Genomic DNA, 25,538 nt, shown 5'->3' on the forward strand with positions numbered 1-25,538 from the left:
CGGTACAGCAGGGGTTAGCGGTGTGTGGGTAACGAACAACAACACATGCCGGCGACCTCCTGTTACGCGCTTGCTCCCGGCTCTCGGGAGCCAGGTCATCACCCGGAGCACCCCACCGCGGCTGGAGGGTTGCCGACCAGCGAGCCGGGGCTTGACGCTGGTACTCATGACCTGCCCGGCATCATAACCGGCGGGCGGTCAGCGCCCGAAATCCTCCGTCGAACTCACTGGTCCGCAGCGGTCGGTGCCCCGCAGCAGGTGCGCACGAACTCGTCGTAGGCCTCGGTGAACGCCGCCCGCCCCGCCCTGGCCGCGACCGCCAGGTCGTCGTCGAGGAACACATCGTCGGAGCACTCCATGCCGATGTGGCCGATCAGTTGCCAGGTGCCGACGATCAGCCGCACCGGGCGCGCGTCCGGCGTGGTGCCGAGGCGCTCGGCGACCACGGCGGCGATCGCGTGGTTCTTGTCGTCGGCGTGCTCCATGCTGCGCGCGCTGACCGACGGGCTGCTGCGCAGAATCCGCTGCATCTTCTGGAACTGCCGGAACGACAGCGGATCCGCCTCGCCCGCCGCGGCGGCTTCATCGACCACGTGCAGGAAGGCCTGGCGCAGCGCCCCGAGTTCGTTGCCCGTGCGGGGCAACTCGCGCAGCGTCTCGGCGATGGTCTGCCCGAAATCCTGCACGGGCCCCAGGACGATGTCTTCTTTGCTGTCGAAATAGCGGTTGATCGTGCGCGGCGAGACGTCCGCGGCGTTGGCGATCTGCTCGATCGTGGTGGCGTCGAAGCCCTGTGTGTCGCACAGATCCAGGGCCGCGGCGATGATCCGCAGCCTGGTCTGTTGCTTCTTGCGTTCGCGCAGGCCCTGGGTCGCCGGGCCGCCGGCGGCGCGGTCGGCCGCTGCGCCCGCGCCCGTCGGCGCCGATAACTCGAGCATGCCCCCATGTTAACGCAACCTGCCGTTTTCCTGTCCGTAACGGTCAAATGTCGTAACACGACATTTTGCGCTTGACGACAAATGTCGCTAGATGACAGGATTGCTCCGGACATCGAGGACGAGGAGAAGACCGTGACCGAGACCGCGACAGCGGTGCACGCGCCGCAGCGGGCGAGCGGTTCAGCGCGTTGGCTCGCGCTGGGAGTGATCGCGTTAGCCCAGCTCATGGTGGTGCTGGACGCCACCATCGTGACGATCTCGCTGCCGTTCGCGCAGCGGGATCTCGACATCAGCGACGGCAACCGGCAATGGATGCTCACCGCCTACACGCTGATCTTCGGTGGCCTGCTGCTGCTCGGCGGCAGGCTGGCCGACTACCTCGGCCGACGCCGGATCTTCATCGTCGGCCTGATCGGCTTCGCGAGTGCGTCGGCGCTGGCCGGTCTCGCGCAGACCGGCGCGGAACTGTTCGCCGGACGCGCGTTGCAGGGCGCGTTCGCCGCACTGCTGGCTCCGGCCGCGCTCTCGCTGCTGTCGGTGACCTTCACCGAGCCCGGCGAGCGGGCCACCGCGTTCGGTGTGTTCGCGGGCATCTCCGCGGGTGGTGCGGCGCTGGGGCTGATCGCCGGTGGCGCGCTCACCGAATACGCCTCCTGGCGCTGGTGCCTGCTGGTCAACACGCCGATCGCGCTGATCGCGCTGCTCGGCGCGCTGGCCTGGGTGGCGAAGGACGTGCCCGCGCCGCGCAGCGGGGGATACGACGTGCCAGGAGCCGTCACCGTGACGCTCGGTCTGATCTCCATCGTGTACGGCTTCAGTCGTGCCGCCGACGACGGCTGGCTGGCGGGCAGCACGCTGGCGCTGCTGGTCGCCGGGCTGGCCTTGCTCGTCGCCTTCGTCGCGATCGAACGGCGCTCGGCGAACCCGCTGCTGCCGTTGCACATCCCGGGTGAGATCAACCGGGGCGGCGCGTTCCTCGCCGCGCTGCTCATCCCGATCGCGATGTTCGCGATGTTCCTGTTCCTGAGCTTCTACTTCCAGATCACGCTGGGCTACTCCGCCCTGAAGGCGGGCTTCGCGTTCCTGCCCTTCCCGGCGGGCATCGCGATCTCGGCGGGTGTCACCAGCGCTCTGCTGCCGAAGCTCGGCCCGCGTCCGCTGATGCTGGCCGGGGCCGTGCTGGGCGTCGTCGGCCTGGTGCTGCTGGCTCAACTGAGCTTCGGTGACAGCTTCCTCGCCGGTGTGCTGCCCGCTCAGGTGCTCATCGCGCTCGGTATGGGTCCGCTGTTCGTCGGCATGCAGACGGTCGCGCTGCATCAGGTGGAGGAAGAGGACTCCGGCGTCGCTTCCGCGCTGCTGAACGCGGCGCAGCAGGTCGGCGGGGCGGTCGGCACGGCGCTGCTGACCACCATCTCGGTGCAGGTCGCCAAGACCTTCGCGCATGACAACCCTGGCATCGACAACTTGGCCGCGCGGGCCGCGATCCACAGTTACGACGTGGCCTTCTACGTCGGCGCCGGGTTCTTCTTGGCGGCCGTCCCGATCATCGCGCTGATGATCCGGGACCGGCCGGAGAACCTGATCGAAGGTTCCGAGGACGGGGCACGGCTTCCGGTCGCGGTCTGATCCACCGGAACGAGGTCCGCGCGGCGTGCTGACGCCGCGCGGGCCTCGTCGTGTGCCAGGCGGTTGCTGTGCTGGAACGGAAGGCGGATCATGGCGGCGACGGCGGTTGCGCGGGTGCCCGCCGAGGCGCTGGAAGGCATTGCCTACCAATCGGTAGCAAAGGTGGTCCAGCTCACTCCGGGGGCTGCCCGTGCGGTGAGGACTTCGGCAGCAGTACGCTTGTCTTGTTTGCACCACATGTCCCGCCGACAACGCGGGACATATACGTTGTCTGTTGGAACAGCTGGGGTCCGCTCACAAGCGTGTTCGCCTGGCCGTGCAATGAGGGCACCATCCTAGGAGGACACGAAGATCCATGTCCAAGATCAAGGTTGAAGGCACCGTCGTAGAACTCGACGGCGACGAGATGACCCGGATCATCTGGCAGTTCATCAAGGACAAGCTGATCCACCCCTATCTCGACGTGAACCTCGAGTACTACGACCTCGGCATCGAATACCGCGACAAGACCGATGATCAGGTCACCGTCGACGCCGCCGAAGCCATCAAGAAGCACGGCGTCGGTGTGAAGTGCGCCACTATCACCCCGGACGAGGCGCGAGTCAAGGAATTCGGCCTCAAGAAGATGTGGCGGTCGCCCAACGGCACCATCCGCAACATCCTGGGTGGCACCATCTTCCGGGCCCCGATCATCATCTCGAACGTTCCGCGGCTGGTGCCGGGCTGGACCAAGCCGATCATCATCGGCCGTCACGCCTTCGGCGATCAGTACCGCGCCACCGACTTCAAGGTGTTCCAGGGCGGTACCGTCACCGTGACCTTCACCCCGGACGACGGCAGCGAGCCGATCGTGCACGAGGTCGTGAAGATGCCCGAGGAGGGCGGTGTCGTCCTGGGCATGTACAACTTCCGCAAGTCCATCGAGGACTTCGCGCGGGCGTCGTTCAACTACGGCCTGCAGCAGAACTACCCGGTGTACATGTCGACGAAGAACACCATCCTCAAGGCCTACGACGGCATGTTCAAGGACACGTTCCAGGACATCTTCGACGCCGAGTTCAAGAGCCAGTTCGACGCCGCGGGCCTGACCTACGAGCACCGGCTGATCGACGACATGGTCGCCTCCTCGATGAAGTGGGAGGGCGGCTACGTCTGGGCGTGCAAGAACTACGACGGCGACGTGCAGTCCGACACGGTGGCGCAGGGCTTCGGCTCGCTCGGCCTGATGACCTCGGTGCTGCTGACTCCGGACGGCCGCACCTGTGAGGCCGAGGCCGCCCACGGCACCGTCACCCGGCACTACCGCCAGCACCAGCAGGGCAAGCCGACCTCGACCAACCCGATCGCGTCCATCTTCGCCTGGACCCGCGGGCTCGAGCATCGCGGCAAGCTGGACAACACCCCCGAGGTCATCGGCTTCGCGCAGACCTTGGAGGACGTCGTCATCAAGACCGTCGAGGGCGGCCAGATGACCAAGGATCTCGCGCTGCTCGTCGGCGGTGACCAGGGCTATCTGAGCACCGAGGAGTTCCTCGGCGCGCTGGACGCCAACCTGGCTCGCGCGCTGCGCTGATCCCGGGGCCGAGCCGCGTCGCTCGGCCGACTCCGGCGCTGGGTGGTCACCCAGCGCCGGGCTGAACATCGGGCACCCGCCCCACCTCCGGTGGAACGGGTGCCCGGACTGTTTCGCGACCGATTCGCTGGGGGCGTCGGCCCGTCGCGCATGCCTCGCGATGTCGCCGCTTGTCAGCTCGCGCCGACTCCGGCGGGATCGAGCAGGCCCGCGAAAGCGCGGGTGAAACCGGCCGCCCCGTTGCCGCGTTCGACCTCCGTTTCGAACAGTCGCAGCAGGGGATCGAGCAGATCGGTCGCCACGCCTTGCTTGCGGCTGGCCGTGCGGATGTCGCGTGCTCGGCCTGCGCGGCGGGGGAGCCGCTGTACAGCAGTATCGGCGGATGCGCATCGCCGGGGCGCGGCGATCTTCCGGCGCGGGCATGGCCCGAGCCGATAGCTGGCACCGCGACGATGCTCGAAGGTGGCGGGCCGACTACGGTCGCCCGTCCGTATTGGGCGAATTCTCCTGTTCACCTGCGTAGTTCGTCGGCGGCACGTGGGCGAACTCACGTTCGCTGGGGAAGCGATCGCAGGCCGAGGCCGGTTACATGAACACGTGACCAGCGCCCTGACCACCAGCACCTCCGCGCCGCCCGGACGAACCGATTGGCACGTGCCCGCGATGCTCGCCCTGGCCATCGGCGGATTCGGGATCGGGACCACCGAATTCGTCACCATGGGTTTGCTGCCGGACATCGCGTCGGCGATGCGGGTCTCCGAGCCGACCGCGGGGCACGCGGTATCGGCCTACGCGCTCGGTGTGGTGATCGGCGCGCCACTGATCGCGGCGCTGTGCGCGCGGATGCCGCGCAAGCGCCTGCTCGTCGCGCTCATGGTGGCGTTCACCCTGGGAAATGTGGCGACCGTCCTGGCGCCCTCGTTCGAGACGCTGGTTCTCGCGCGATTCGTCTCAGGTTTGCCGCACGGTGCCTACTTCGGTGTCGCCTCGTTGGCCGCCGCCACTCTCGCCCCGGTAGGGCAGCGGGCAAAGGCGGTTGCCGCGGTTATGCTGGGATTGAGCGCCGCCAATGTTGTCGGCGTTCCCGCCGCTACTTGGCTCGGCCAGCATCTCGGCTGGCGCGATGCGTTCGTGGTCGTCGCGCTCATCGGAGTGACCACCGTGGCGGCGCTGCTGCGCTTCGTGCCGGAACTCACCGGCATCACGGTGACCAACCCGATGACCGAACTCGGCGCGTTGCGTCGCCCGCAGGTACTGCTGACGCTGCTGGTCGGCGCCGTCGGGTTCGGCGGCATGTTCGCCGTCTACACCTACATCGCGACAACACTCATCGACGTGGCGGGTCTGCGGGCCGGCGCGGTTCCCTTGGTGTTGATGCTGTTCGGCGTGGGCATGGTGATCGGGAACATCGTCGGCGGCGTGCTCGCCGATCGCGGCGTGGACCGCGCCATCCTAGTGTCGATGGTCGCGATGACCGTCATCCTCGGTGGCTTCGTCGCCGCCGCGCACAACCCGTACACCGCGGCCTTCGGCGCGTTGCTGGTCGGCGCGTCCGGAGCTGCCTTGGCGCCGGCACTGCAAACCCGTCTGATGGACTTCGCGGCCGACGCCCAGACCCTCGCCGCCGCCCTCAACCACGCCGCCTTGAACATCGCCAACGCCGCGGGCGCCTGGCTCGGCGGCCTGGTCATCGCCGCGGGCCTCGGTTACACGGCTCCGGCCGTGGCCGGGGCGGCCCTCGCGGCGATCGGCGTCGCGTTGTTCACAGTGACCGCTTGGACCGCGCGGAGATCACGCCCGCAGCGAGCGACGCGGTAGCGATGTCGAAGCGGGCCCCGAGGTTGTCGGCGGCTTGTCGGGATTGGGACTCGCCGGGTCGGGCGCGGACTATCCGGCGGGGCGGCCGGCCAGGGCGCGGCCCGCGATGTCGTGCAAGTGCGCCGAGGCGCGTCGCCACCGGCGGCGGGCGCGCTCGTCGTCCGGGTCGATGAAATTCGAGATCAGGATTCCGCGCAGCGCGTCCATGGCCGTGTAGATGAAGTCGCGCGCTTCCTTGCGGCGCACGTCGTCCGGCACGAAGCGGGCGACCGCAAGCAAGACGGCGTTGTTGACGAACGGCTCGACCTTCTCCATCGCCGCGGCCAGCACCGGGTCGGTCCGCCCCGCCACCCACAGTTCGACGGTCGCGATGAACAGCGGACCCTGGTGCAGGTCCCACAGGAACTCCAGCGCCGCGGCCACCGGATCGTCGCCGGTTTCGACCCGCGACATCTCCCGCATGGCGGTCTCGGCGCGCAGTTGCGCCAGGTGGCTGATCGCGGCCACCACCAGATCGGTCTTCGAGCCGAAGTGATGGACCTGCGCCCCACGGGTCACCCCGGCGCGCTCGGCCACCCGCGGCGTCGTGGTGCCCGAGTAGCCGTACTCGACCAGACAGTCCACCGTCGCGTCCAGCAGCCGGGTGCGCATCTCGGTGCTGCGCTGTTCCTGCGTCCGGCGCTGCTGCTTCACGACTACGCTCCTGGCCACCGCCCGATCCTACACTTACATACAGTGCTGTATGTTCCGCCGTTTCGGCGGGGAAATGGGCGATATCGAGGCTGCCGGGCGGACGGCATCCGACTGCGGCCGAGCGTGCCTTCGGAGGCGGTGCTGATGAAAACATGCATGTCTCACTGTATGTAGCAAGTGAAATGCAATCGGCTGGTTACTGGGGTCGTGGTCGCGCTTCCGCGCGGACCTCTTGCTCACTTACATACAACCTTGTATGTTTGTTTTCGCTCGTTCGGCCGCTCGCGGCGTACGCACAATCTGAGGAGTTCGATGACGAACAAGGTCTACGTCGTCGGTGTCGGCATGACGAAGTTCGAGAAGCCGGGCCGCCGCCTGGTCGAGGAAGCCGACGGCACTACTCGCGCCTGGGACTACCCGGACATGGCCAGGGAATCGGGCACCAAGGCGCTCGCGGACGCGGGCATCAGCTACGACCTGGTGGAACAGGCCTACGTCGGCTATGTGTACGGCGAATCCACCTCGGGCCAGCGTGCCGTCTACGAACTCGGCATGACCGGCATCCCGGTGGTCAACGTGAACAACAACTGCTCCACCGGTTCGACGGCGCTGTATCTCGCGGCCCAGGCGATCCGGGGCGGCCTGGCCGAATGCACGCTGGCGCTGGGCTTCGAGAAGATGCAACCCGGTTCGCTGGGGTCCACCTGGGACGATCGCGAGCAGCCGATGGCCAAGCACATCATGGCGCTGGCCGAGATCTCCGAGGTGCTGTTCCCCGTGGCGCCGTGGATGTTCGGCGCGGCCGGGCGCGAGCACATGAAGCAGTACGGCACCACCGCCGAGCACTTCGCCAAGATCGGCCACAAGAACCACAAGCACTCGGTGAACAACCCGTATTCGCAGTTCCAGGACGAATACACCCTCGAAGACATCCTCGCCTCGCGGATGATCTACGACCCGCTGACCAAACTGCAGTGCTCGCCGACTTCCGACGGGTCCGGCGCGGTGATCCTCGCGAGCGAGGACTTCGTCGACGCCCACGATCTCGCCGGGCAAGCGGTGGAGATCGTCGGCCAGGCGATGACCACCGACTTCGCCTCGACTTTCGACGACACCGCCAAGAACCTGATCGGCTACGACATGAACGTGCATGCCGCGAGGAAGGTCTATCAGCAGTCCGGGCTGGGCCCGGAGGACTTCCAGGTCATCGAGCTGCACGACTGCTTCTCGGCCAACGAACTGCTGCTCTACGAGGCGCTCGGCCTGTGCGGCGAGGGCGAGGCGGGGCAGCTGATCGACGACGGCAAGACCACCTACGGAGGCAAATGGGTGGTCAATCCCTCCGGCGGGTTGATCTCGAAAGGGCATCCGCTCGGCGCGACCGGTCTCGCGCAGTGCTCCGAGTTGACCTGGCAGCTGCGCGGAGCGGCGGACAAGCGGCAGGTGGACGGCGTCACCGCCGCTCTGCAACACAACATCGGCCTCGGCGGCGCGGCCGTCGTCACCGCCTACCAGCGCGCCGACCGCTGAACGCCGACCAACTCGACGAGGAGTGCGACACATGGGACATATCGAAGCCACCAAGGACGTCAACGCCGCCCCCGAAGCCCTGTGGGCGGTCGTCTCCGACCCGCAGACCTGGGACAAGTGGTTCACCATCCACGAACGCTTCATGGAGGAGCCGCCCGCCGTGCTCAGCGCGGGCGCCAAGCTGGTCGCCAAGATCGTGATGCTCGGCATGGCGAACAAACTGGAATGGACCATCGTCGCGGTGGACGCGCCGAACAAGCTGACGCTCGGCGGCACCGGCATGGCCGGCGTGCGGACGGAGTTCACCTTCGACATCCGGCCCAACGGCGAGGGCAGCACCATCCTCGTGTCGGGTGACTTCGAGGGCGCGTTGATCAAGGGCGCGCTCGGCAAAGCGGTGGAGAAGGACGGCATCAAACAGCTCGACCGTTCGCTCGACCAACTCGACACGTTGGCCTCGGCGGCATGAGCGGTCAGGCCCGGAGGCGGCAGCGGAGCGTGACCACGCAGGGCCCCGCTCGTGCCGGAAAGGAAACAGCATGAGCGGTCAGGCCCGGAGGCGGCAGCGGAGCGTGACCACGCATGGCCACGCTCGTGCCGGAAAGGATGCGGCATGAGCGCCGAAACGAGCGCTCGCACAGTCGAGTTCGACGACAGCGGCTTGGAGACGTGGTCCGACGAGGACCGTTTCGCGGTCACCGCCGAGCGGATCGCGGAGTACGCCGCCGCGACGAACGATCCGATCGCCGCGCACCTGGCCGGTACGGTGGCCGGACCGGTCTTCGCCATCGTCCCGGTCTTCGAGGCCATGATGATGCCCGTCATCGACGTCGCGCCGATGGACATCTTCGGCCGGGTCGTGCACGGGGAGCAGGACTTCCACTTCCACCGCGCGATCCGCCCCGGCGACCGGCTGGTGTCGCGCGCCAAGGCGATCGGCTACGCCAGCCGCCCCAACGGCACGGCCATCACCATTCGCATCGAATGCCGTACCGAGGCGGGAGAGCCGGTCAACGACCAATACCTCACCGCTTTCTTCCGCAACATCGATGCGGGCAAGACGGTTGGCGCGGCCGCTCCGGCGCACAAGTTCGACGAACGGCTGCGCGAGCAGGACCCGGTCGCCGTCGTCGCGCAGCACGTGGACCACGACCAGACCTTCCGCTACGCACCGGCGTCCGGCGATCCCGTGCCGCTGCACCTGGACGAGCAGGTCGCCAAGGACGCCGGACTGCCCGGCATCATCGCGCACGGGCTGTGCACCATGGCGTTCGCGTCGTGGGCGGTGCTGACCGAGGTCGCGGAGTCGGATGTGCACCGGCTCCGGCGCTTCGCGGTGCGCTTCGCAAAGCTGGTCTTTCCCGGCGACGATCTGGAGACCCGCATCTGGAAGGCGGGCTCCGCCGACGGCGTCACCCGCTACGCCTTCGAGACCGTGCGCGGCGACGATCTCGTGCTCAGCGACGGACTGGCCGAGATCGCCGACTGACATCCATCGCGCGGCGGCACGGTGTCCGCCGCGCCCTTTCCCCTTCGCCGGATTCGGCACGACTACAGGAGATAGACAACACATGGGCGTACTGGCCGGGCGGGTCGCCGTCATCACCGGCGCGGGTCGCGGCATCGGCCGCGAGCACGCGTTGCTGTTCGCGAAGGAGGGCGCCGCCGTGGTCGTCAACGATCTCGGCGGCAGCAACGCGGGCGAGGGGACCGATGCCGGTCCCGCCCAGGAGGTGGTGCGCGAGATCGTCGCCGCGGGCGGGAAGGCGGTGGCCAACACCGACGACGTCGCCACCTGGGACGGTGCGCAGAAACTGGTCGAGCAAGCGGTCAGAGAGTTCGGCGGCCTGGACGTCGTCGTCAACAACGCGGGCATCCTGCGTGACGCGTTTATCGCGGGCATGGACGAGTCGCAATGGGACGCGGTGATCGCCGTGCACCTCAAAGGCCACGCCGCGGTGCTGCACCATGCCGCCGCGTATTGGAAGCAGCAGTCCAAGGCGGGCAATCAGCCGAACGCGGCCGTGATCAACACGGCATCGGCGTCGGGCACCACCTTGCCCAACCCGGGACAGGCCAATTACGGCGCGGCCAAGGCCGGGATCGCCGCGCTGACCCTGGTGGCCGCCGACGAACTAGCGCGCTACGGCGTGCGGGTCAACGCGATCGCGCCGATCGCGCGCACCCGGCTCACCCTGGCCACACCCGGCATGGGCGAGATGCTGGCGGCCGAAGCGGAGGAGTCCGACGGCGGGTTCGACGCCTTCGCCCCGGCCAATATCGCGCCGCTGGTCGCCTACCTGGCCGCCGAAGACTGCCCGATCACCGGCAAGGTGTTCGCGGTGCAGGGCGGCGCGATCTCCGAGCTGGCCGGTTGGCACGATGTGAAGACCATCGAGACCGAGGGGCCCTGGCTGATCGACGACATCGCCGCCCGGCTGCCCTGACCTCGGGGAATGTGAGGAGAACGACGATGTTCGAATGGTCCGAGACCGATGTCATGATCCGCGATGCCGTCCGGGCGTTCATCGACAAGGAGATCCGCCCGAATCTGGACGCGCTCGACAGCGGTGCACTGCCGCCGTACCCCGTGATCCGGAAGTTGTTCCGCGAGTTCGGGATCGATGTGATGGGCGGCGAGGCCGTGCAGAAGATGCTGGCCAGGCAGGCGGCGCGGGAGAGCGCTCCCGCCGAAGCGGAACGGAAGCCGAAGTCATCCGGCTCGAGCCCGTTCGCCGGGCAGGAATCGCTGATGGCGGTGCTCATCGGCGAGCTGTCCGGAGTGTGCATGGGTCTGGTCTCGGCGATGGGCGTGAGCATCGGTCTCGGCGCGACCACGATCATGTCGCGGGGCACGCTGGCGCAGAAGCAGCGCTGGCTGGAGGACATCGTCACCATGCGGAAGGTCGCGTCCTGGGCGATCACCGAACCGGACTCCGGTTCCGACGCGTTCGGCGGCATGAAGACCTACGTCAAGCGCGACGGCGAGGATTACCTGCTCAACGGCCAGAAGACGTTCATCACCAACGGCCCCTTCGCCGACGTGATGATCGTCTACGCGAAGCTCGACGACGGCGCGGGCGGCGACAAGCGCGACCGCAAGGTGCTCGCCTTCGTGCTGGACAAGGGCATGCCCGGCCTCACCCAGGGCAAGCCGTTCAAGAAGATGGGCCTGCACTCCTCACCGACCGGCGAGCTGTTCTTCGACAACGTGCGCCTCGGCCGGGACCGCCTGCTCGGCGAAACCGAAGAACACAAGGGCGGCGACGGCAGGGACAGCGCCAGGTCCAGCTTCACCGCCGAGCGCGTCGGCGTGGCCTTCATGGCGCTGGGCATCATCAACGAGTGTCATCGGCTGTGCGTGGAGTACGCCAAGAACCGCAAGCTCTGGGGCCAGGAGATCGGACGGTTCCAGCTGGTCCAGCTGAAACTGGCGAAGATGGAGATCGCGCGGATCAACGTGCAGAACATGGTGTTCAACACGCTGGAGCGGGGACGGGCGGGCAAACCCCCGACCCTGGCCGAGGCCTCCGCGATGAAGCTGTACGCCTCCGAGGCCGCCACCGAGGTGGCCATGGAAGCGGTGCAGCTGTTCGGCGGCAACGGCTACATGACCGAGTACCGCGTGGAGCAACTCGCCCGCGACGCCAAGTCACTGATGATCTACGCGGGCAGCAACGAGATCCAGGTGACCCACATCGCGAAAGGGTTGCTCGCGCAGTAGTTTCCGAATCGGCTGGCTCGCCGTACGCACTGCGCGGTGAGCTACGGCCGCGCGCAACCAAATCGGCCCGACCACCGGTCGTGGGCGGGGAGACCGAGCCCAGCCGGTTGACGATCCGGCTCGTGCCCGGTTTGTCCACCGCATCAGTGGCCAGCTGGCCATAGAGCGGTCATCATCACCCACCGTCGCCGCGTTCGGGCGTGTCGGAACGGGCACTCGGGAGGCCGCGTGCACTTGGTCCTGAACTCGAAAGCCGACGTGCTCAGCGCACCATAACTACGTCTTTCGAGCGAAGCGAGACCGAGCCTGTTCCGTTCGCGAGCCATAAGAGGGCCGCGAACACCCAGCGCCGCAGGCGCTGGAAAGATCAACACAGCACACGCCGCGACGAAGTCGCGGCCGAACTACACAGCGCGTAGCCGGGTGCGGCTGGCGTAGACGTGTTCGGCGATGAGGGTGGCGATGCGGTCGGGCGCTTCCAGCATCGGCACATGGCCGACGCCGTTGACCAGGATGCGGTCGGCGGATTCGGGCAGTTCCTTCAGGTAGCGCCGCGCGTAGACGCGGTTGGGGATGACCCGGTCGTACTCCGACAGCAGCAGCCGGACCGGCGTCCGCAGGGTGGACAGGTCGTCCTGTGCCGGCGCCCGCATCGCGCCGAGAATCATCGGCACCATCGCCGGGCAATGCAGCGCGGCGGCGAGCGCGGCCGCGGCGTCGCGCCGGGACACCGCGGAGGCCTGCTTGCTCAACGCGAGCAATGCGACCCGCTGGGCGAGTGGGTTGCCGATCACGAATCCACCCATGCGCTTGCCGATCTCGACGAGCGGTATCAGGGAGAGGAATTTCAGGTTGACCCGCCATTGGGTCAACGAGGGCGCGTGCCAGCCGCCCGCGGGCGCGATCAGCGTCAGGGTGCGGGCGCGTCCGCGGCGGGCGAGTTCGACGCCGACCAGTCCGCCGAGCGAGTTGCCCGCGATATGGCAAGTCCGCCAACCCAGTTCATCGAGCTGCTCGCAGATCCGGTCGGCCAGCGAACCCACGTCCACCGACGGGCCTCCGGTGGGCGCGCCGCCCCAGTGGCCCGCGAACGCGGGCGCGAACACCTCGCAGTGCGTCGACAGCCGCGCCGCCGTCTGCTCCCAGCAGTGCGGCGACATCATGAATCCGTGCAGCAACAGCAAGGGATCGCCGGATCCCACGTGCAATGCCTTGATCGGCTGGGGCTGTTTCGCCCGGGTGGATCCGCGCGCGGGGGCGGAGGAGGACTGGGAGGTGTCGGACGACATCGTCATCACCCCTTCCTGGACGGCAGTGTCCAAGGGACTTCATCTGACCAGCATTGTACGGTCGTGGTGTGCCGTATATCTCGACAGTGAACGTGAACGGTGTCCGCGCGGCTGCGGGCAAGGGGCTGCTCGCCTGGCTCGCGGCCACCGAGGCGGACATCGTCTGCGTGCAGGAGACTCGCGCCACCGACGACCAGGTCCGGGCCGCGCTGGCGCCCGCGCTGGACGCGGGATGGCAGCTGTCGCACGCCGAACCGGAGTCCAAGGGCCGCGCCGGTGTCGGCATCCTGTCCCGGCGGGCGCCCAGCGCCGTGCGAGTCGGCTTCGGCAGCAGTGAGTTCGCGGCGGCGGGCCGCTATCTCGAGGCCGATTTCGACGATGTCACCGTGGCCAGCGTCTACGTGCACTCCGGTGACGCGGGCACGGTGCGTCAAGACGAGAAGTATCGCTTCATGGCCGAACTCGGCGCCTACCTCGCCGCGCGAACCGGTGATTTCGTGGTCGCCGGGGACTGGAACATCGCCCACACCGAGCGCGACCTGAAGAACTGGAAGGGCAACCTGAAGTCGGCCGGGTTCCTGCCGCAGGAGCGGGCGTGGATCGATGAGCTGCTGGCCGCGGGGTACGTCGACGTGGTGCGGCAGTTGCACCCGGCGGGCGACGGTCCCTACAGCTGGTGGTCCTACCGGGGCCGCGCGTTCGACAACGACAGCGGCTGGCGCATCGACTACCACCTCGCCCGAGGAGAGCTGGCCACCCGAGCCAAGGACGCGGTGGTCGAGCGCGCCGCTACCTATGATCAACGCTGGTCGGACCACGCGCCCGTCACGGTGCAGTACCGATGAACCGGGCGCGACTGATCAAGCGCGGTGTCGGCCTGCTGGTCGCGGTGGCCCTGGTGGTGCTCGCCGCGGTGCTCGCGCTGTACGACGGTGGCGCTACCACCACATCCACCCCGGCGAGTCGCGCGACCACCGCCGCGATGAGCACGGTCACCCCGACCGGCGCGGCGCCGCGCGGTGCGGACAGCGCGTCGCCGGTCACCCAGGCGTCCGGTGTCCCGGAACGCGCGTACGCCACGCTGAGGGAGATCGACGCGGGCCAGTGGCCGGACTCGGCGAACGCACCCGGCACCAAAGGGGGCGAGCGATGGATGAATCGGGGTGGGGACCTGCCCGCGACCGATGGCTCCGGTAAGCCGATCATCTATCAGGAATGGGACGTCAATCCCAAGCAGTCCGGCCGATCCCGCGACGCCGAACGCATCGTCACCGGTAGCGACGGTTCGGCCTGGTACACCGGCGATCACTACAAGACCTTCACGAGGATGCGCTGATGACAAAGACCGTCACGCTGTCGCAGTTCCTTGCCCGCTCCGACGCCGACGACGCGCCGCCCGGCGCCGCACTCACCCCGCCGCGTGTCACGTTCGGCACGCTCGCGGTGGACGCCGCCGACTTCAGCGGGGTGCGGGACAAAGCGCCTTCGGGCTACCTGGTGCGTGAACTGCGCGGCGCGAAGATGACCACCACCGCGCGCCTGTTCGACGAGTTCGCCGCCGCGTTCCAGTTTCCGTACTACTTCGGGGAGAACAAGGACGCGTTCGACGAGTGCCTGCGTGATCTGGACGATTTCCTCGGCGAAGGGGCCGGATACGTTGCCGTGGTGCGCGACTCGGCCGGATTGCTCGCCGACGAGCCCGTCGAGCGTGACTGGTTCGCCGAGGCCATGCGCGATTGCGCGGCCTACTGGTCGCGGCGGGACGTGCTCTTCCGGGTCGTCCTGCAAGGCGAAGCGCCCGATCTGGAGGACGTGTCCCTGCGGCTGTGACCAGGGCTGTTACCGCAGTTTGCCGGCCATGTCCTCGCCGAGCAGGACGAACACGTCGACTGTCTGCTCGATCAATTCGTCGCGCGTGAGATCCAGGTCGCCTTGGAGCCAGGCGGTCAGCGTCTGCACCAGCCCCCCGACCAGGTAGAGGGCCCGGAACTCGACCACCGCGGCCGGGCCGGAATCCGGAATCCGGTAGAAGTCCGTGCCCTCGGTGGCCACCATCCGCGCGAACGTTCGCACCGTCTCGGTGGTGCGGGCGCGCAGTTCCGGCGTCGCCATGCCCGCGATCAGGGCGGCTTTCGCCTTGCGTGGGTCATCGGTGAGCAGGTGCACGCCCGCGGTGATCGCGGCGTGCGCGGTCGCGCGCGTGTCCGGCGCGGCGGTGCGCACGGCCGTGAGGATGGCCGCCGCCAGTTCCGCGGCGATCCCGTCGATCAGGGCGGTGAGCACGGCGTCGCGGCTGTCGAAGTTCTCGTAGTAGTACCGCTCGTTGAGACCCGCCCGCGCGCACAACCCCGACACGGTCAGTTTCGCCAGCCCCTCCGTGCCGATGATCTCCAGCGCGGCCTCCAGCAACGCCGCACGCCGCTGCGCCCGGCGCTCCTCGGCGGAGATGCCCCCGTAAGTCCGCTGCGCCGTCACCCTTCGATTCTTACAGGTCCGCTTAACACCGTGGTTGTCGCCCGATCGACCCGCGCGCAACATTCTGGCATGGAGTATTGCCAGAAAGGTAGGTTCTGGTGGATGCTATTGCCAGATGTGCTCGATGAGGAGGCGGCGATGTCCGAGCCCGGCTATTTCAGTGACCACTCGATGGTCCGGCGGGTGATGAGCAAGCGGGCGGTGGGACTGACCTACGGCTTGCGCGCCCTGGTGATCGGGGCGGTGCACCCGCTGCTCTTTGTCGGCACGGCGGAGAACACCGAGCACCGCATGACCCCCTACACCCGGCTCGCGCTGACCGGCCGCCTGTTCGAGGCGGTGTTCCTCGGTAGCAGAGCCGAGGCCGACCGCGCGCTGGCGTTCACCAGGAAACGGCACGTCAAGGTGCGTGGGACGCTGCCGGAGGACGCCGGTGACCAGCACCCGGCGGGGACGGGATACTCCGCGCTCGACCCGCACCTCATGTTCATGACCATGGCCTTCACGTTCGACTCGGCCGAGGTGATGTACGACCTGCTGGTGCGCACCATGACCGACGGTGAGCGCGAAGGGCTCTACCAGGACTACGTGCGCTGGGGCGAGCTGTTCGGCATGCCCGCGGACGCGGCGCCCGCCAGTTATCCGGAGTTCCGTGCCTTCTTCGACGGCTACCTCGCCTCCTGCGAACTGTTCCTCACCGACGAGGCGCGGCTGGTCGGCTCCTACCTGGCCGGACAGCGCGTCCCCTACTCGCAGGGTGTGCCGTTGCAGCAGGTCACCTCCGCGTTCTACCTGCTGGTGCAGGGCAGCCTGCCGACACGCATCCGCCGGATGTACGGGATGCGCTGGGGTGTGGCGGAGGAGGTCGCCTACCAGGGACTGTCCCGAGCGGTCCGCACCGCGCACGTGTCGGTTCCGCTGGTGCCCCCGGTGCTGCGTGGCACGCTCGCCGGGCCGAGCGCGCCGGTCTACAAGATGCTGTCCAAGCGGGAACACGAACTGGTCAGCGGCGGACGGCCGAGCATGCCCGGGGTGGACCCGCGCAACTGGGTGCAGCGAAATTCGGCTTGAGCCGCATGCGAAAATCGGAGTATGTCGAGTCCTGCGCCCAGCCCGGCCGCCGAACGCAAACAGCGGGTTCTGTCCGGGATCCAGCCGACCAGCTCCTCGTTCCATCTAGGGAACTACCTTGGCGCGCTGCAGTACTGGGTGACCATGCAGGACGACTACGACGCGCTGTATTTCATCCCGAACATGCACGCGATCACGGTGCCGCAGGACCCCAAGGAACTGAAACTCCGCACCAACGCCGCCGCCGCCCAGTTGCTCGCGCTGGGCATCGACCCCAAGAAGTCGACCCTGTTCGTGCAGAGCCAGGTACCCGAGCACGCGGAGCTGACCTGGGTGCTCAGCTGTCTCACCGGTTTCGGCGAGGCCAGCCGGATGACCCAGTTCAAGGACAAGTCGGTGAAGCAGGGCGCGGAGAACGCGACCGCAGGCCTGTTCACCTACCCGATACTGATGGCCGCGGACATCCTGCTCTATCGCGCCCATCAGGTGCCCGTCGGCGAGGACCAGCGTCAGCACTTGGAACTGACCCGTAACCTTGCCCAGCGCTTCAACTCTCGGTTCAAGAAGACGTTCGTGGTGCCGGAGGCGCACATCGTCAAGGGCACGGCGAAGATCTACGACCTGCAGGACCCGACCGCGAAGATGAGCAAGTCGGCCTCCACCGACGCGGGTCTGATCAACCTGCTCGACGACCCGAAGGTCACCGCAAAGAAGGTGAAATCCGCGGTCACCGACACCGAACGCGAGATCCGCTACGACCCGGAACTCAAGCCGGGCGTCAGCAACCTGTTGGTGATCCTCAGTTCGCTGACCGGTGCGCCGATCGTCACCTTGGAAAAGGATTTCGAGGGTAAGGGTTACGGCGAGCTGAAAGCCGACGTGGCCGACGCGCTGGTCGAATTTGTCACGCCGTTGCAGGCCAAGGTGCAAGAGTACATGTCGGATCAGGGTGAACTCGACCGCGTACTCGCGGCCGGCGCCGAGCGTGCGCGAGAGATCGCGGGCAACACCCTCGCGCAGGTCTACGACCGGGTGGGCTTGCTGAGTCGCTAGGCGGCCGCTCGCCTGGGCGGTTGTCGCGCGCCCGACCGGGTACCACCGGTGTGAGGTCTCTCGGTCGAAGGGGCGAATGGTGCAGGTGATCGACAATGTCAAAGCCGGGATCCAACGCCGGATCCAGGCGCAGCCGTGGCTGGACCATCTGGTTCGCGCGGCGGGGCGCTATCAGCGGCAGCGGGGCGACTACTACGCGGCGGGCATCACGTATTTCACTGTGCTGTCGTTGTTTCCGCTGCTCATGATCGCTTTCGCGGTCGCGGGCGTGATCTTGTCCAGCAATCCGGATCTGCTCGGGGAGTTGCAGGCCAAGATCGTCGAGAACATTCCCGGCTCGTTCGGCACCCAGCTGAACGATTTGATCGAGCAGGCGGTCGACTCCCGGCGCACGGTCGGCGCGCTGGGCCTGATCACCGGCGTCTACAGCGGCCTCGGCTGGATGGCCAATTTGCGCGCCGCGCTCACCGAGCAATGGGACCAGAAGTCTCCGGACGGCAACTGGCTGATGACCAAGCTCTCCGATCTGGGTGCGCTGGTCGGTCTCGGCCTCGCGTTCACGGTCTCGCTGGGCTTGTCGGCCTTGGCGTCGAGTTCGCTCGGCAGTCAACTGCTGGACAATCTGGGCCTCGGCGATTTGCCGGGCGCGGACCTGCTGTTGTCGCTGTTGTCGATCGCGCTCGGGTTCCTCGCCTCCTGGGCGGTGTTCGCCTGGGTCATCGCGCGGTTGCCCCGGGAACCGGTGACGCTGGCCAGTGCCGCCAAGGCGGCCGGTCTGGCCGCGCTGGTCTTCGAGGTGTTCAAGATCGTCGCCTCGATCTACCTGCAATCGGTGCTCAGCAGCCCGGCGGGCGCCACCTTCGGCTCGATCATCGGTCTGATGGTGTTCAGTTACGTCACCTACCGCATCGTCCTGTTCGCCACGGCCTGGGCCGCCACCGCCGCGGAGAACGAGCCGGAAGCCGAGATTCCCGCCCCCGGACCGGCCGTGATCGCGCCGCGGGTCGGTGCGCGTGACGTCTCGATGGGGGTGGGCGCCGCCTTCTTCGGCGCGGGCGCGCTTGCCGCCCTGACTCTTTCCGGATTACGCAGGTCGGACCGGCGGTGATCGATTCAGCGTCGCCGGGTGGCCCGCCGTGCCCCTAGGACGAGCGCGGCGATCACGAGGACACCGCCGATGATCAGTACGGTGCGCGCGCCGGTGCGGCGATCTCCGGTGTGTGGCATGGCGGACGGGTCGCTGCCCGGCGACGAGGACATCGCCGGGTCGTTTCCCGATGTGGGCGGCGCGGCGAGGGTGGCTCCGCTCTGGTCGCGCTGGGGTACCACCGCGCCGGGCAGATTGCCGATCGAGGCGCCGCGGGGCAGCGCGAATCCGTAGTCGAGCAGGCGGGCCGCCTGCTCCCATGGGCGCACCGGCCGCACGTCGGCCTTGAGGAGAGTGACGGCGAGCCTGCGGCCGCCCCGCTGGGCGGCGGCGACGAAGGTCTGGCGCGCGTCATCGGTGAAGCCGGTCTTGCCGCCGAGGGCGCCGTCGTAGTTGTAGAGCAGCTGGTTGTCGTTGCCGATCGGGTAGCCGGGGCGGTCGGTGTCGCCCGGAACGGCAGGGTCGGCGGGGTAGCCGGGGAAGTCGACCTGCTCGGTATGGATCAGCTCGGCGAACAGCGGGACCGTCATGGCCTCGCGGAACAGCACGGCGAGGTCGTAGGCCGAGGTGCTCATGCCCGGGCCGTCCAGCCCGGACGGAGTGGCCGTGCGAGTATCCATGGCGCGCAACGACTTCGCCAGGTCGTTCATCTTCGCGACGGTCGCGGCGTCGCCGCCGAGCTGCGCCGCGATGGCATGCGCCGCGTCGTTGCCCGAAGCCATGATCAACGCCTGCATGAGCTGTCGGTTGGTGTAACGGCCGCCGGGGCCGATGCCGACCCGGGTGCCGTCGGCGTCGGCGTCGGCCTGCGTGCCGACGACCACCTTGTCCAGATTCAGCGTGCGCAGCGCCAGCGTGGCCAGCAGCACCTTGATCGTGCTCGCGGGCCGGTAGCGACCGTGCGGGTCCTTCGCGGCCAGCACCTCTCCGGTATCCAGATCCGCCACCAGCCAGGCCGTCGCCGAAATGTCCTGCGGAGCGGGCGGCGCGGCTTTGGGAAGTACGACTCCGCACTCGCCGAGGCGGGTTCCCCCGATCGGCGGGGAAGGGACCGGCAGCGGCGTGGGGGTCGGCTGTCCGGGCGCGGGCACCTCGGAAGTGTCGATCGGTGCGGGCGGCGATGTCTTCTGCGGGCACCCGTCGGTGTTCGGGGTGGTGAACGGCGTGGTGGTGCTCGGCGCTGCGAGGGACGGCGCGGCCGTCGCTCCGATCACGGCGACGGCGAGGACGGCGCCTGAGCAGAGCAAGGCACGGCGAGTGATCTTCATCGCCGATGAGCCTAGCGAGCGGTCCGGTGATCGGGCAGTTCATCCCCGCGACGGTATTGACAGTATCTACTAAATGAGAGCTACTATCAAAAAGATGTAGCTACCATTTCTGGAGGCGTCATGAAGAACGACTCGTCCCGTCGCTGGCTCGCCCTCGGCGCGCTGGCCGTGGCGATGCTGACGATTGGGCTCGATGTCACCGTGCTGACCGTGGCGCTGCCCACGCTCGCCGTCGACCTGAACGCGAATACCGCCGCGCTGCAATGGTTCAGCAGCGCCTACACGCTGGCGCTGGCCGCCGTGATGCTGCCCGCGGGCGCGCTCGGCGATCGCTACGGCCGCAAGAAGTTCCTGCTCGCCGCGCTGGTGCTGTTCGGCGTGGCGTCCATCGCGTGCGCCGTGGCCACCTCGCCCGGCGAGCTCGTCGCGGCGCGCGTCGTGCTCGGCATCGCGGCCGCGGCGATGATGCCGCTGTCGATGTCGGTGCTGCCCGCGATGTTCCCCGAACCGGCCGAACTCCAGCGGGCGCTCACCATCTGGATCACCTCCACCGCGATCGGCCTACCGCTGGGCCCGATCGTGGGAGGTTGGTTGCTGCGGAACTTCTGGTGGGGTTCGGTGTTCCTGATCAACGTGCCGATGGTCGTGATCGGTGCGTGCGCCGTCGCCGCGTTGGTGCCCGAATCGCGCAGCGCGCAGCACTTCCGGATCGATCTGCCCGGCGTCGCGCTGTCCGCCGCGGGCATGCTGGGGCTCACCTACGGCTTCATCCGGATCGGCGAGAAAGGCTGGGGCGACGGCCCGGCCTGGGCGATCATCGCGGCCGGTGTGCTGCTGTTCGGCGCGTTCCTGCTCTGGCAGCGCAGGACCACGCATCCGCTGGTCGATCTCGGGCTCTACGCCGCCGACGGGTTCCGCTGGGGGACCGCCTTCTCGATCGTGGTGAACTTCGCCATGTTCGGCATGTTCTTCACCGTTCCGCAGTACTTCCAAGCGGTGCTCGGCGTGGACGCGCTCGGCAGCGGCCTGCGATTGCTTCCGTTGATCGCCGGGTTGCTGGTCGGCAGCAGGCTGGTCGACAAAGCGCTGCCGAAACTGGGCGTGCGCGTGGTGGTGGCCGCCGGATTCGCGCTGCTGGCCGGCTCGCTGGCACTGGGGGCGTTGACCACCGTGGACAGCGGTTACGGCTTCGCCGCCCTGTGGTTGACGCTGCTCGGCGCCGGTATGGGGCTGGTGATGCCCGCGGCCATGGGCATGGCGATGGGCGATCTGGATGCCGAGCGCTCCGGGTCCGGCTCCGCGCTGTTGCAGGCGCTGCGCCAGGCAGGCGGCACCATCGGCGTCGCGGTGCTCGGCACCGTGCTGTCCACTCGGTACCGGTCGGAACTGGGCGAGCTGAACCGCGAACCGATCTCCGACGGCGTGAACGCGGGCGTCGCCACGGCGGGCAAGCTGGGCGATCCGTCGATGCTGCACCAGGTGCAGGTGGCCTTCCTCGGCGGCATGGGCGCGATGCTGTGGGCCTGCGCCGCGCTATGCGTGCTGGCGGCGGTGCTCACGGCGACCTTGGTGCGCACACGGCAACCCGCACGGGCGCCGGAGCCGGGTGCGGCAGAATCGATCCATGTCGGTTGAGCTACCCGCGAGCGGGACGGCGCAGGGTCTGCGCGAGCGGAAGAAGGAACGGACCCGCCGGACGATTCGCCTCGAGGCCTTCCGGCTGTTCCGCGAGCAGGGTTACAACGAGACGACGATCGAACAGATCGCCGCTGCCGCCGATGTCTCGCCCAGCACCTTCTTCCGCTACTTCCCGACCAAGGAACAGCTGGTGCTCGCCGACGACCTCGATCCGGCGATGATCGAGGCGTTGCGGCGTCAGCCGCGCGACATCGGGCCGATGGCGGCATTTCGTAACGCGGTGCTGGAGGTCTTCGGCAATCTGGCCGCCGCCGAGCTGGCGTTCGAGCAGGAGCGGCAGGCGCTGCTCTATCACGTGCCGGAGCTGCGCTCGGCCATCGGCCTGGAGATCATCCGCAGCATCGACCTCATCGCGAGCCTGCTGGCCGATCATCTCGGCCGGGCCGCCGACGATTTCGAGGTGCGAGTGGCAGCGGGCGCGATGGCGGGCGCGGCTCTCGGCATGGCGACGATGACGCCGTTGAACGTCGAGAACATCACCCGCACATTGGATTTCCTGGATGCGGGCATGCCGCTCGCGCCGAAGCGCGAGTCCTGAAAGTTCCCCGGCCGTACTATCACGCGCCTGCCGGACTGGCTTGCCGCAAACGGTCGGGCGTGTCGTCGTCCATGGTCGCGAAGAAGCCGCCGATCACGTCCTCGATCTCGGCGATCGAGTCCGCGCAGTAGAGAGTCGGCTGATAGTGGGTGATGTCGTAGGTCGCGGTACCCATCCGGGCGATGTCGAGCGGGCGTAGTTCGGCGTGCCGGAACTCCTCGATCTCGCCGTAGGACGACAGCAGGCCCGCGCCGTAGCACCGAATCTCGCCGCGCTCCCGGACGACGCCGAATTCCATCGAGAACCAGAAGACGTCGGCAAGGAATTTCAACACGCGATCGGTGCTCAGGCGCGCCACCGCCGCGCCGACGGTCGCGTAGATCGCGGCGAAGCGCGGGCTGGCGATCTGGGTGGCATGCCCGATGATCTCGTGGATGGCATCCGGCTCCGGGGTGTACAACGGCGCGGAATGATGCCGGATGTACTGCGTGGAGTGGAAGATCCGATCGGCGAAGGAGCCGAAGAACTGTCGCAGCGGCACCAGTCCGGCGGCCGGTGCGTACCGGAATCCGGTCAGCGGGGCGAGCGCCGCGGACACCTCGTCCAATTGCGGGATGTGATCGGTGGGCAACGACAGCGCTTCGGCGGCCGTCAGCACCTCCGCGCTGGCGTAGGTGCGATGTTTGCGCGCGAGTTCGGCCGACACGATCCGCCACACCTGCTGCTCCTCGTCGGTGTAGGCGATGTGGGGTGTCGGCTTTCCCGGTGCATGGTCCAGTGCCAGCGCGGCGATGGCATTGCGCCGGGCCCGATATTCCGGATCGTGCACACCGGGGTGCTCATCGCTCAGGTGCACGGTCACGTCGCCGTCGCCGGTGCGGGTCACCGGCGAGTACAACTGCGCCTCGCTGAACATGACTCGATGCAAGCACCGCAGGCACCCGCCGACAACAAAAGCCCGTTCAGCTGAGCAATCTGCCTAGCTGAACGGGCTTTCCCGGGGCCATCCTGACAACCGAAGGCCGGGATCGGACGGCGTGCTGATCAGTGCGCGCCGTGCAACGAATGCACCACCGCGTGGCCTTTACCGCGTCCGATCATCCACTTGTTGACCGGCGTGGTCAGCACGAAGGCCACCGCCAAGGCGAAGCCGAGGGTGGTCCAGAACAGCACCGTGTCCAAGTGGGCGTCCATCGCGCCGGGAACGGCGAGGATCACGGCGTTGTCCACGATCTCCATCACCGTGATGGACACCGTGTCGGCGGCAAGCGCGGTGCCGACGGCGGCCGCCAACGGGAGGCCCGCGCGCAGCACGCCGCGCATGGTCAACGCATAGCCGAACACGAACGCCAGCACGATGGCCAGCACCATCGTCGAGGTGTTGTTCCAGCCCAGCGCGGTGCCGATCACCATGCCGAGGATTTCGCCGATGGCGCAGCCGGTGAGGCAGTGCAGGGTCGCCATCGCCGCCATCCGCCAGGTAGCGGGGCCGTGGTGCGCGCTGTGTTGTCCGGCGGGTGCGGCGTGCGAGACGTGTTCGGCCGACGGGTGGTGCCTGTGTTCCATGACTGGAACTATACCCCCGTAGGGTATTTGCGCAAGGCCGAGTTCTCGATTTGCCGGACATGAACGGGCGTTATGCCGCAAGATGGCGAAAGTATGAAGGAGGGCGCATGAAATCCGTGCGGATCGATCTCGACCAGGACCTGCTCGCCGCGGCCGCCGCCATCATGGGCACGTCGACCAGTGACGCCACCGTCAACGAGGCCTTGCGCCGGATCGTCGTGCACGAGCGCCAGCTGCACAATCTGCAGCGGCTCGCCGCTAAGGCGTTCGTCGGGCTACCGGACGTCGCGGTGATGGACCGCTAGCGGTATCGCGGCCGGTCTCTCGGTTATCTGGGAGAGGCGGGCCGTTGCTCGTCCAGAGCGCGCTGCCAGACCTCGTCGAACTCCCTGGCGTCGATCTGGAGTGCGGTGAACTCGGTCTCGGCGTTCAGTTCGTCCGGCGTGGGAACCGGGATCTGCCCGAGTTCGGTGGTGCCTGTGCCGCGACCGGAATCGGCCCAGTCGCGGTGGCCGTCCCGGAACACCTCGACCTTGCGCACCTCGAAACCGTCGTCGCCGATCTCGCTGAACAGCTCCACCGGCTCGTCGTCGAAATCGTGGTGCCATTGCGCCTTCAGGTACCACATCGCCCATCAACTCCCCAGTTCGTGACCGACTCGGTTGCCGAACCGCATATCAGCCAGCATATGGGTGTCGCGGGTCGGCGTCCCGCTGCTGAGCTGACGGGGTGCGTGAGGTGAGGGTCGGTCGAGTTCTGGCCTGAGTGTCGGTGGCCCCTGGCAGAATCCCTGGCACTGTTGGCGTGACCGAGGGGTGGGAGTCATGGCGGTCTCTCTAGTCGACGTGCCGGTGACGCAGCGGCCGCGTGAACGGTTGCTGGCGCTCGGGCCGCACGCGCTGAGCGATGCGGAGTTGCTGGCTCTGCTGTTACGCCAGGGCAGGCGCGGTGCGAGCGCGCTGGACCTGGCGGTGGAGTTGCTGGTCGAGCACGGCGGTCTCGCCGGGCTGGCGTCCGCGCGGCCGGAGGAGTTGTCGCGCCGGGCGGGCATCGGCGTCGCGAAGGCCGCCGCGATCATCGCCGCCTTCCACCTCGGCGCACGAGCACGTGGCAGGCCGGACACGTCGATCCGACTCACCAGCCCCGCCGACGTGGCCGCCGCCGCCCTCCCGCTGTTCGCGGGCGCCAGGGTGGAGCGTCTTCTCGTCCTGATCTGCGACGCCCAGAATCGCCTCCGTCAGAAGGTCTTCGTCGCCGAAGGCGCTGTCGACCAGGTCGCCGTCCCCGTCCGGGAAATCCTGAACACCGTCCTTCGCCACGACGGCCGAGCCTTCGCCATTGTGCACAACCACCCTTCCGGCGACCTCACCCCCAGCCCCGACGACCGCCACACCACAACCCTCCTCACCGAAGCCGCCCACACCGTAGGCCTCCGCTTCCTCGACCACGTGGTCATCGCGGGGGAGAGGTGGACGAGCGCACCGAAGTTCGCTTGACCTTCTCACTGTGTGAAGGCTTTCACTGGCTGTCG

General features: G+C 68.0%; 27 protein-coding genes and 1 riboswitch. Of the genes, 18 read left to right on the top strand and 9 right to left on the bottom strand.

Annotated features, from left to right (window positions below):
* Positions 1 to 61: 61 nt before the first annotated feature.
* Positions 62 to 172, bottom strand: a riboswitch (SAM riboswitch).
* A 52-nt stretch (positions 173 to 224) separates the two neighbouring features.
* The gene (locus ACWESM_RS15975) at positions 225 to 938 is read right to left on the bottom strand and encodes a TetR family transcriptional regulator (protein WP_355079021.1); all 714 of its coding nucleotides are present in this window, start codon (positions 936 to 938) and stop codon (positions 225 to 227) included.
* Between the two features lie 81 nt (positions 939 to 1,019).
* On the opposite strand from ACWESM_RS15975, the gene ACWESM_RS15980 reads away from it, so the two are divergent.
* A complete protein-coding gene (locus ACWESM_RS15980) occupies positions 1,020 to 2,564 on the top strand; it encodes an MFS transporter (protein ID WP_452492313.1) in 1,545 nt (514 codons plus the stop codon).
* Between the two features lie 355 nt (positions 2,565 to 2,919).
* On the top strand, positions 2,920 to 4,137 hold the full coding sequence (locus tag ACWESM_RS15985) for an NADP-dependent isocitrate dehydrogenase (protein ID WP_355079025.1): 1,218 nt from the start codon (positions 2,920 to 2,922) through the stop codon (positions 4,135 to 4,137).
* Between the two features lie 173 nt (positions 4,138 to 4,310).
* On the opposite strand, the gene ACWESM_RS15990 is transcribed toward ACWESM_RS15985, so the two are convergent.
* Positions 4,311 to 4,439, bottom strand: coding sequence for a hypothetical protein (locus tag ACWESM_RS15990; RefSeq protein ID WP_364437807.1), 129 nt, complete (start codon positions 4,437 to 4,439; stop codon positions 4,311 to 4,313).
* Between the two features lie 361 nt (positions 4,440 to 4,800).
* Between ACWESM_RS15990 and ACWESM_RS15995 the strand changes: the two genes are divergently transcribed.
* A complete protein-coding gene (locus ACWESM_RS15995; protein WP_452492344.1) occupies positions 4,801 to 5,955 on the top strand; it encodes an MFS transporter in 1,155 nt (384 codons plus the stop codon).
* A 69-nt stretch (positions 5,956 to 6,024) separates the two neighbouring features.
* Here the strand turns inward: ACWESM_RS15995 and ACWESM_RS16000 are convergent, their stop codons facing one another.
* Complete coding sequence (locus tag ACWESM_RS16000) at positions 6,025 to 6,606, bottom strand: TetR/AcrR family transcriptional regulator (protein WP_364437856.1); 582 nt, start codon at positions 6,604 to 6,606, stop codon at positions 6,025 to 6,027.
* 354 nt (positions 6,607 to 6,960) lie between these two features.
* Here ACWESM_RS16000 and ACWESM_RS16005 point away from each other — a divergent pair, with 354 nt between their 5' ends.
* The 5 genes from ACWESM_RS16005 (at position 6,961) to ACWESM_RS16025 (ending at position 11,902) form a co-directional block, all read left to right on the top strand.
* Complete coding sequence (locus tag ACWESM_RS16005) at positions 6,961 to 8,178, top strand: lipid-transfer protein (protein WP_364437804.1); 1,218 nt, start codon at positions 6,961 to 6,963, stop codon at positions 8,176 to 8,178.
* 31 nt (positions 8,179 to 8,209) lie between these two features.
* Positions 8,210 to 8,647, top strand: coding sequence for a type II toxin-antitoxin system Rv0910 family toxin (locus ACWESM_RS16010; RefSeq protein ID WP_356964688.1), 438 nt, complete (start codon positions 8,210 to 8,212; stop codon positions 8,645 to 8,647).
* 144 nt (positions 8,648 to 8,791) lie between these two features.
* Positions 8,792 to 9,667, top strand: a complete 876-nt coding sequence (locus ACWESM_RS16015; RefSeq protein ID WP_452492316.1) for a MaoC/PaaZ C-terminal domain-containing protein — start codon at positions 8,792 to 8,794, stop codon at positions 9,665 to 9,667.
* Positions 9,668 to 9,749: 82 nt separating this feature from the next.
* Entirely contained in the window at positions 9,750 to 10,625 is an 876-nt protein-coding gene (locus ACWESM_RS16020; protein WP_356964686.1) for an SDR family oxidoreductase, read from the top strand.
* A gap of 26 nt (positions 10,626 to 10,651) precedes the next feature.
* Positions 10,652 to 11,902 carry an acyl-CoA dehydrogenase family protein gene (locus ACWESM_RS16025; protein WP_356964685.1) on the top strand — a complete coding sequence of 417 codons (1,251 nt, stop codon included), beginning with the start codon at positions 10,652 to 10,654 and terminating at the stop codon, positions 11,900 to 11,902.
* Positions 11,903 to 12,306: 404 nt separating this feature from the next.
* On the opposite strand, the gene ACWESM_RS16030 is transcribed toward ACWESM_RS16025, so the two are convergent.
* Entirely contained in the window at positions 12,307 to 13,197 is an 891-nt protein-coding gene (locus ACWESM_RS16030; protein ID WP_355079039.1) for an alpha/beta fold hydrolase, read from the bottom strand.
* A 62-nt stretch (positions 13,198 to 13,259) separates the two neighbouring features.
* Between ACWESM_RS16030 and ACWESM_RS16035 the strand changes: the two genes are divergently transcribed.
* From ACWESM_RS16035 to ACWESM_RS16045, 3 genes are read left to right on the top strand one after another with little or no spacing between them, the layout of a single operon-like run.
* On the top strand, positions 13,260 to 14,036 hold the full coding sequence (locus ACWESM_RS16035) for an exodeoxyribonuclease III (protein ID WP_364437792.1): 777 nt from the start codon (positions 13,260 to 13,262) through the stop codon (positions 14,034 to 14,036).
* Complete coding sequence (locus ACWESM_RS16040; protein ID WP_397073719.1) at positions 14,033 to 14,527, top strand: ribonuclease domain-containing protein; 495 nt, start codon at positions 14,033 to 14,035, stop codon at positions 14,525 to 14,527. Before ACWESM_RS16035 ends, ACWESM_RS16040 begins: the two co-directional genes overlap by 4 nt.
* A complete protein-coding gene (locus ACWESM_RS16045; RefSeq protein ID WP_355079045.1) occupies positions 14,527 to 15,021 on the top strand; it encodes a barstar family protein in 495 nt (164 codons plus the stop codon). Before ACWESM_RS16040 ends, ACWESM_RS16045 begins: the two co-directional genes overlap by 1 nt.
* A 9-nt stretch (positions 15,022 to 15,030) precedes the next feature.
* Here the strand turns inward: ACWESM_RS16045 and ACWESM_RS16050 are convergent, their stop codons facing one another.
* Entirely contained in the window at positions 15,031 to 15,666 is a 636-nt protein-coding gene (locus tag ACWESM_RS16050) for a TetR/AcrR family transcriptional regulator (RefSeq protein WP_452492319.1), read from the bottom strand.
* Positions 15,667 to 15,768: 102 nt separating this feature from the next.
* On the opposite strand from ACWESM_RS16050, the gene ACWESM_RS16055 reads away from it, so the two are divergent.
* From ACWESM_RS16055 to yhjD, 3 genes are all read left to right on the top strand, one after another.
* A complete protein-coding gene (locus ACWESM_RS16055) occupies positions 15,769 to 16,737 on the top strand; it encodes an oxygenase MpaB family protein (RefSeq protein ID WP_452492321.1) in 969 nt (322 codons plus the stop codon).
* Between the two features lie 21 nt (positions 16,738 to 16,758).
* Entirely contained in the window at positions 16,759 to 17,790 is a 1,032-nt protein-coding gene (gene trpS, locus ACWESM_RS16060) for a tryptophan--tRNA ligase (RefSeq protein ID WP_355079051.1), read from the top strand.
* A 79-nt stretch (positions 17,791 to 17,869) separates the two neighbouring features.
* Positions 17,870 to 18,898, top strand: a complete 1,029-nt coding sequence (gene yhjD / locus ACWESM_RS16065) for an inner membrane protein YhjD (RefSeq protein WP_355079118.1) — start codon at positions 17,870 to 17,872, stop codon at positions 18,896 to 18,898.
* A 5-nt stretch (positions 18,899 to 18,903) separates the two neighbouring features.
* On the opposite strand, the gene ACWESM_RS16070 is transcribed toward yhjD, so the two are convergent.
* Positions 18,904 to 20,205, bottom strand: coding sequence for a D-alanyl-D-alanine carboxypeptidase family protein (locus tag ACWESM_RS16070; protein WP_397277190.1), 1,302 nt, complete (start codon positions 20,203 to 20,205; stop codon positions 18,904 to 18,906).
* A 120-nt stretch (positions 20,206 to 20,325) separates the two neighbouring features.
* On the opposite strand from ACWESM_RS16070, the gene ACWESM_RS16075 reads away from it, so the two are divergent.
* Positions 20,326 to 21,840 carry an MFS transporter gene (locus tag ACWESM_RS16075; RefSeq protein ID WP_452492323.1) on the top strand — a complete coding sequence of 505 codons (1,515 nt, stop codon included), beginning with the start codon at positions 20,326 to 20,328 and terminating at the stop codon, positions 21,838 to 21,840.
* Positions 21,830 to 22,441 (top strand): TetR family transcriptional regulator, encoded by a 612-nt coding sequence (locus ACWESM_RS16080; protein WP_355079057.1) that lies wholly within the window; start codon positions 21,830 to 21,832, stop codon positions 22,439 to 22,441. Before ACWESM_RS16075 ends, ACWESM_RS16080 begins: the two co-directional genes overlap by 11 nt.
* Positions 22,442 to 22,460: 19 nt before the next feature.
* Here ACWESM_RS16080 and ACWESM_RS16085 read toward each other — a convergent pair whose 3' ends face one another.
* The gene (locus tag ACWESM_RS16085) at positions 22,461 to 23,357 is read right to left on the bottom strand and encodes a phenylalanine 4-monooxygenase (RefSeq protein WP_452492324.1); all 897 of its coding nucleotides are present in this window, start codon (positions 23,355 to 23,357) and stop codon (positions 22,461 to 22,463) included.
* A 128-nt stretch (positions 23,358 to 23,485) separates the two neighbouring features.
* Positions 23,486 to 24,007: a DUF4396 domain-containing protein gene (locus tag ACWESM_RS16090; RefSeq protein ID WP_452492326.1), complete on the bottom strand. Its 522-nt coding sequence runs from the start codon at positions 24,005 to 24,007 to the stop codon at positions 23,486 to 23,488.
* Positions 24,008 to 24,114: 107 nt separating this feature from the next.
* Between ACWESM_RS16090 and ACWESM_RS16095 the strand changes: the two genes are divergently transcribed.
* Positions 24,115 to 24,312 carry a type II toxin-antitoxin system VapB family antitoxin gene (locus tag ACWESM_RS16095; protein ID WP_364437770.1) on the top strand — a complete coding sequence of 66 codons (198 nt, stop codon included), beginning with the start codon at positions 24,115 to 24,117 and terminating at the stop codon, positions 24,310 to 24,312.
* Positions 24,313 to 24,335: 23 nt separating this feature from the next.
* Here the strand turns inward: ACWESM_RS16095 and ACWESM_RS16100 are convergent, their stop codons facing one another.
* A complete protein-coding gene (locus ACWESM_RS16100; protein ID WP_364437767.1) occupies positions 24,336 to 24,635 on the bottom strand; it encodes a DUF6881 domain-containing protein in 300 nt (99 codons plus the stop codon).
* A 196-nt stretch (positions 24,636 to 24,831) separates the two neighbouring features.
* Between ACWESM_RS16100 and radC the strand changes: the two genes are divergently transcribed.
* Positions 24,832 to 25,503, top strand: coding sequence for a RadC family protein (gene radC, locus ACWESM_RS16105; RefSeq protein ID WP_452492328.1), 672 nt, complete (start codon positions 24,832 to 24,834; stop codon positions 25,501 to 25,503).
* Positions 25,504 to 25,538 lie beyond the last annotated feature (35 nt).

This window comes from Nocardia sp. NPDC003999 (genome assembly GCF_053604885.1).

Bases quoted from the DNA above. Each gene is read 5' to 3' on its own strand.
- ACWESM_RS16005 (WP_364437804.1), top strand. From the start codon at position 6,961: ATGACGAACAAGGTCTACGTCGTCGGTGTCGGCATGACGAAGTTCGAG.
- ACWESM_RS16100 (WP_364437767.1), bottom strand. From the start codon at position 24,635: ATGTGGTACCTGAAGGCGCAATGGCACCACGATTTCGACGACGAGCCG.
- ACWESM_RS16025 (WP_356964685.1), top strand. From the start codon at position 10,652: ATGTTCGAATGGTCCGAGACCGATGTCATGATCCGCGATGCCGTCCGG.
- trpS (WP_355079051.1), top strand. From the start codon at position 16,759: ATGTCGAGTCCTGCGCCCAGCCCGGCCGCCGAACGCAAACAGCGGGTT.
- ACWESM_RS16040 (WP_397073719.1), top strand. From the start codon at position 14,033: ATGAACCGGGCGCGACTGATCAAGCGCGGTGTCGGCCTGCTGGTCGCG.
- ACWESM_RS16045 (WP_355079045.1), top strand. From the start codon at position 14,527: ATGACAAAGACCGTCACGCTGTCGCAGTTCCTTGCCCGCTCCGACGCC.
- ACWESM_RS16080 (WP_355079057.1), top strand. From the start codon at position 21,830: ATGTCGGTTGAGCTACCCGCGAGCGGGACGGCGCAGGGTCTGCGCGAG.
- ACWESM_RS16085 (WP_452492324.1), bottom strand. From the start codon at position 23,357: ATGTTCAGCGAGGCGCAGTTGTACTCGCCGGTGACCCGCACCGGCGAC.
- ACWESM_RS15980 (WP_452492313.1), top strand. From the start codon at position 1,020: ATGTCGCTAGATGACAGGATTGCTCCGGACATCGAGGACGAGGAGAAG.
- ACWESM_RS16010 (WP_356964688.1), top strand. From the start codon at position 8,210: ATGGGACATATCGAAGCCACCAAGGACGTCAACGCCGCCCCCGAAGCC.
- ACWESM_RS16020 (WP_356964686.1), top strand. From the start codon at position 9,750: ATGGGCGTACTGGCCGGGCGGGTCGCCGTCATCACCGGCGCGGGTCGC.
- ACWESM_RS16015 (WP_452492316.1), top strand. From the start codon at position 8,792: ATGAGCGCCGAAACGAGCGCTCGCACAGTCGAGTTCGACGACAGCGGC.
- radC (WP_452492328.1), top strand. From the start codon at position 24,832: ATGGCGGTCTCTCTAGTCGACGTGCCGGTGACGCAGCGGCCGCGTGAA.
- ACWESM_RS15985 (WP_355079025.1), top strand. From the start codon at position 2,920: ATGTCCAAGATCAAGGTTGAAGGCACCGTCGTAGAACTCGACGGCGAC.
- ACWESM_RS16030 (WP_355079039.1), bottom strand. From the start codon at position 13,197: ATGACGATGTCGTCCGACACCTCCCAGTCCTCCTCCGCCCCCGCGCGC.
- ACWESM_RS16095 (WP_364437770.1), top strand. From the start codon at position 24,115: ATGAAATCCGTGCGGATCGATCTCGACCAGGACCTGCTCGCCGCGGCC.
- ACWESM_RS16090 (WP_452492326.1), bottom strand. From the start codon at position 24,007: ATGGAACACAGGCACCACCCGTCGGCCGAACACGTCTCGCACGCCGCA.
- ACWESM_RS16055 (WP_452492321.1), top strand. From the start codon at position 15,769: ATGCTATTGCCAGATGTGCTCGATGAGGAGGCGGCGATGTCCGAGCCC.
- ACWESM_RS15975 (WP_355079021.1), bottom strand. From the start codon at position 938: ATGCTCGAGTTATCGGCGCCGACGGGCGCGGGCGCAGCGGCCGACCGC.
- ACWESM_RS15995 (WP_452492344.1), top strand. From the start codon at position 4,801: ATGCTCGCCCTGGCCATCGGCGGATTCGGGATCGGGACCACCGAATTC.
- ACWESM_RS16000 (WP_364437856.1), bottom strand. From the start codon at position 6,606: ATGCGCACCCGGCTGCTGGACGCGACGGTGGACTGTCTGGTCGAGTAC.
- ACWESM_RS16070 (WP_397277190.1), bottom strand. From the start codon at position 20,205: ATGAAGATCACTCGCCGTGCCTTGCTCTGCTCAGGCGCCGTCCTCGCC.
- ACWESM_RS16075 (WP_452492323.1), top strand. From the start codon at position 20,326: ATGAAGAACGACTCGTCCCGTCGCTGGCTCGCCCTCGGCGCGCTGGCC.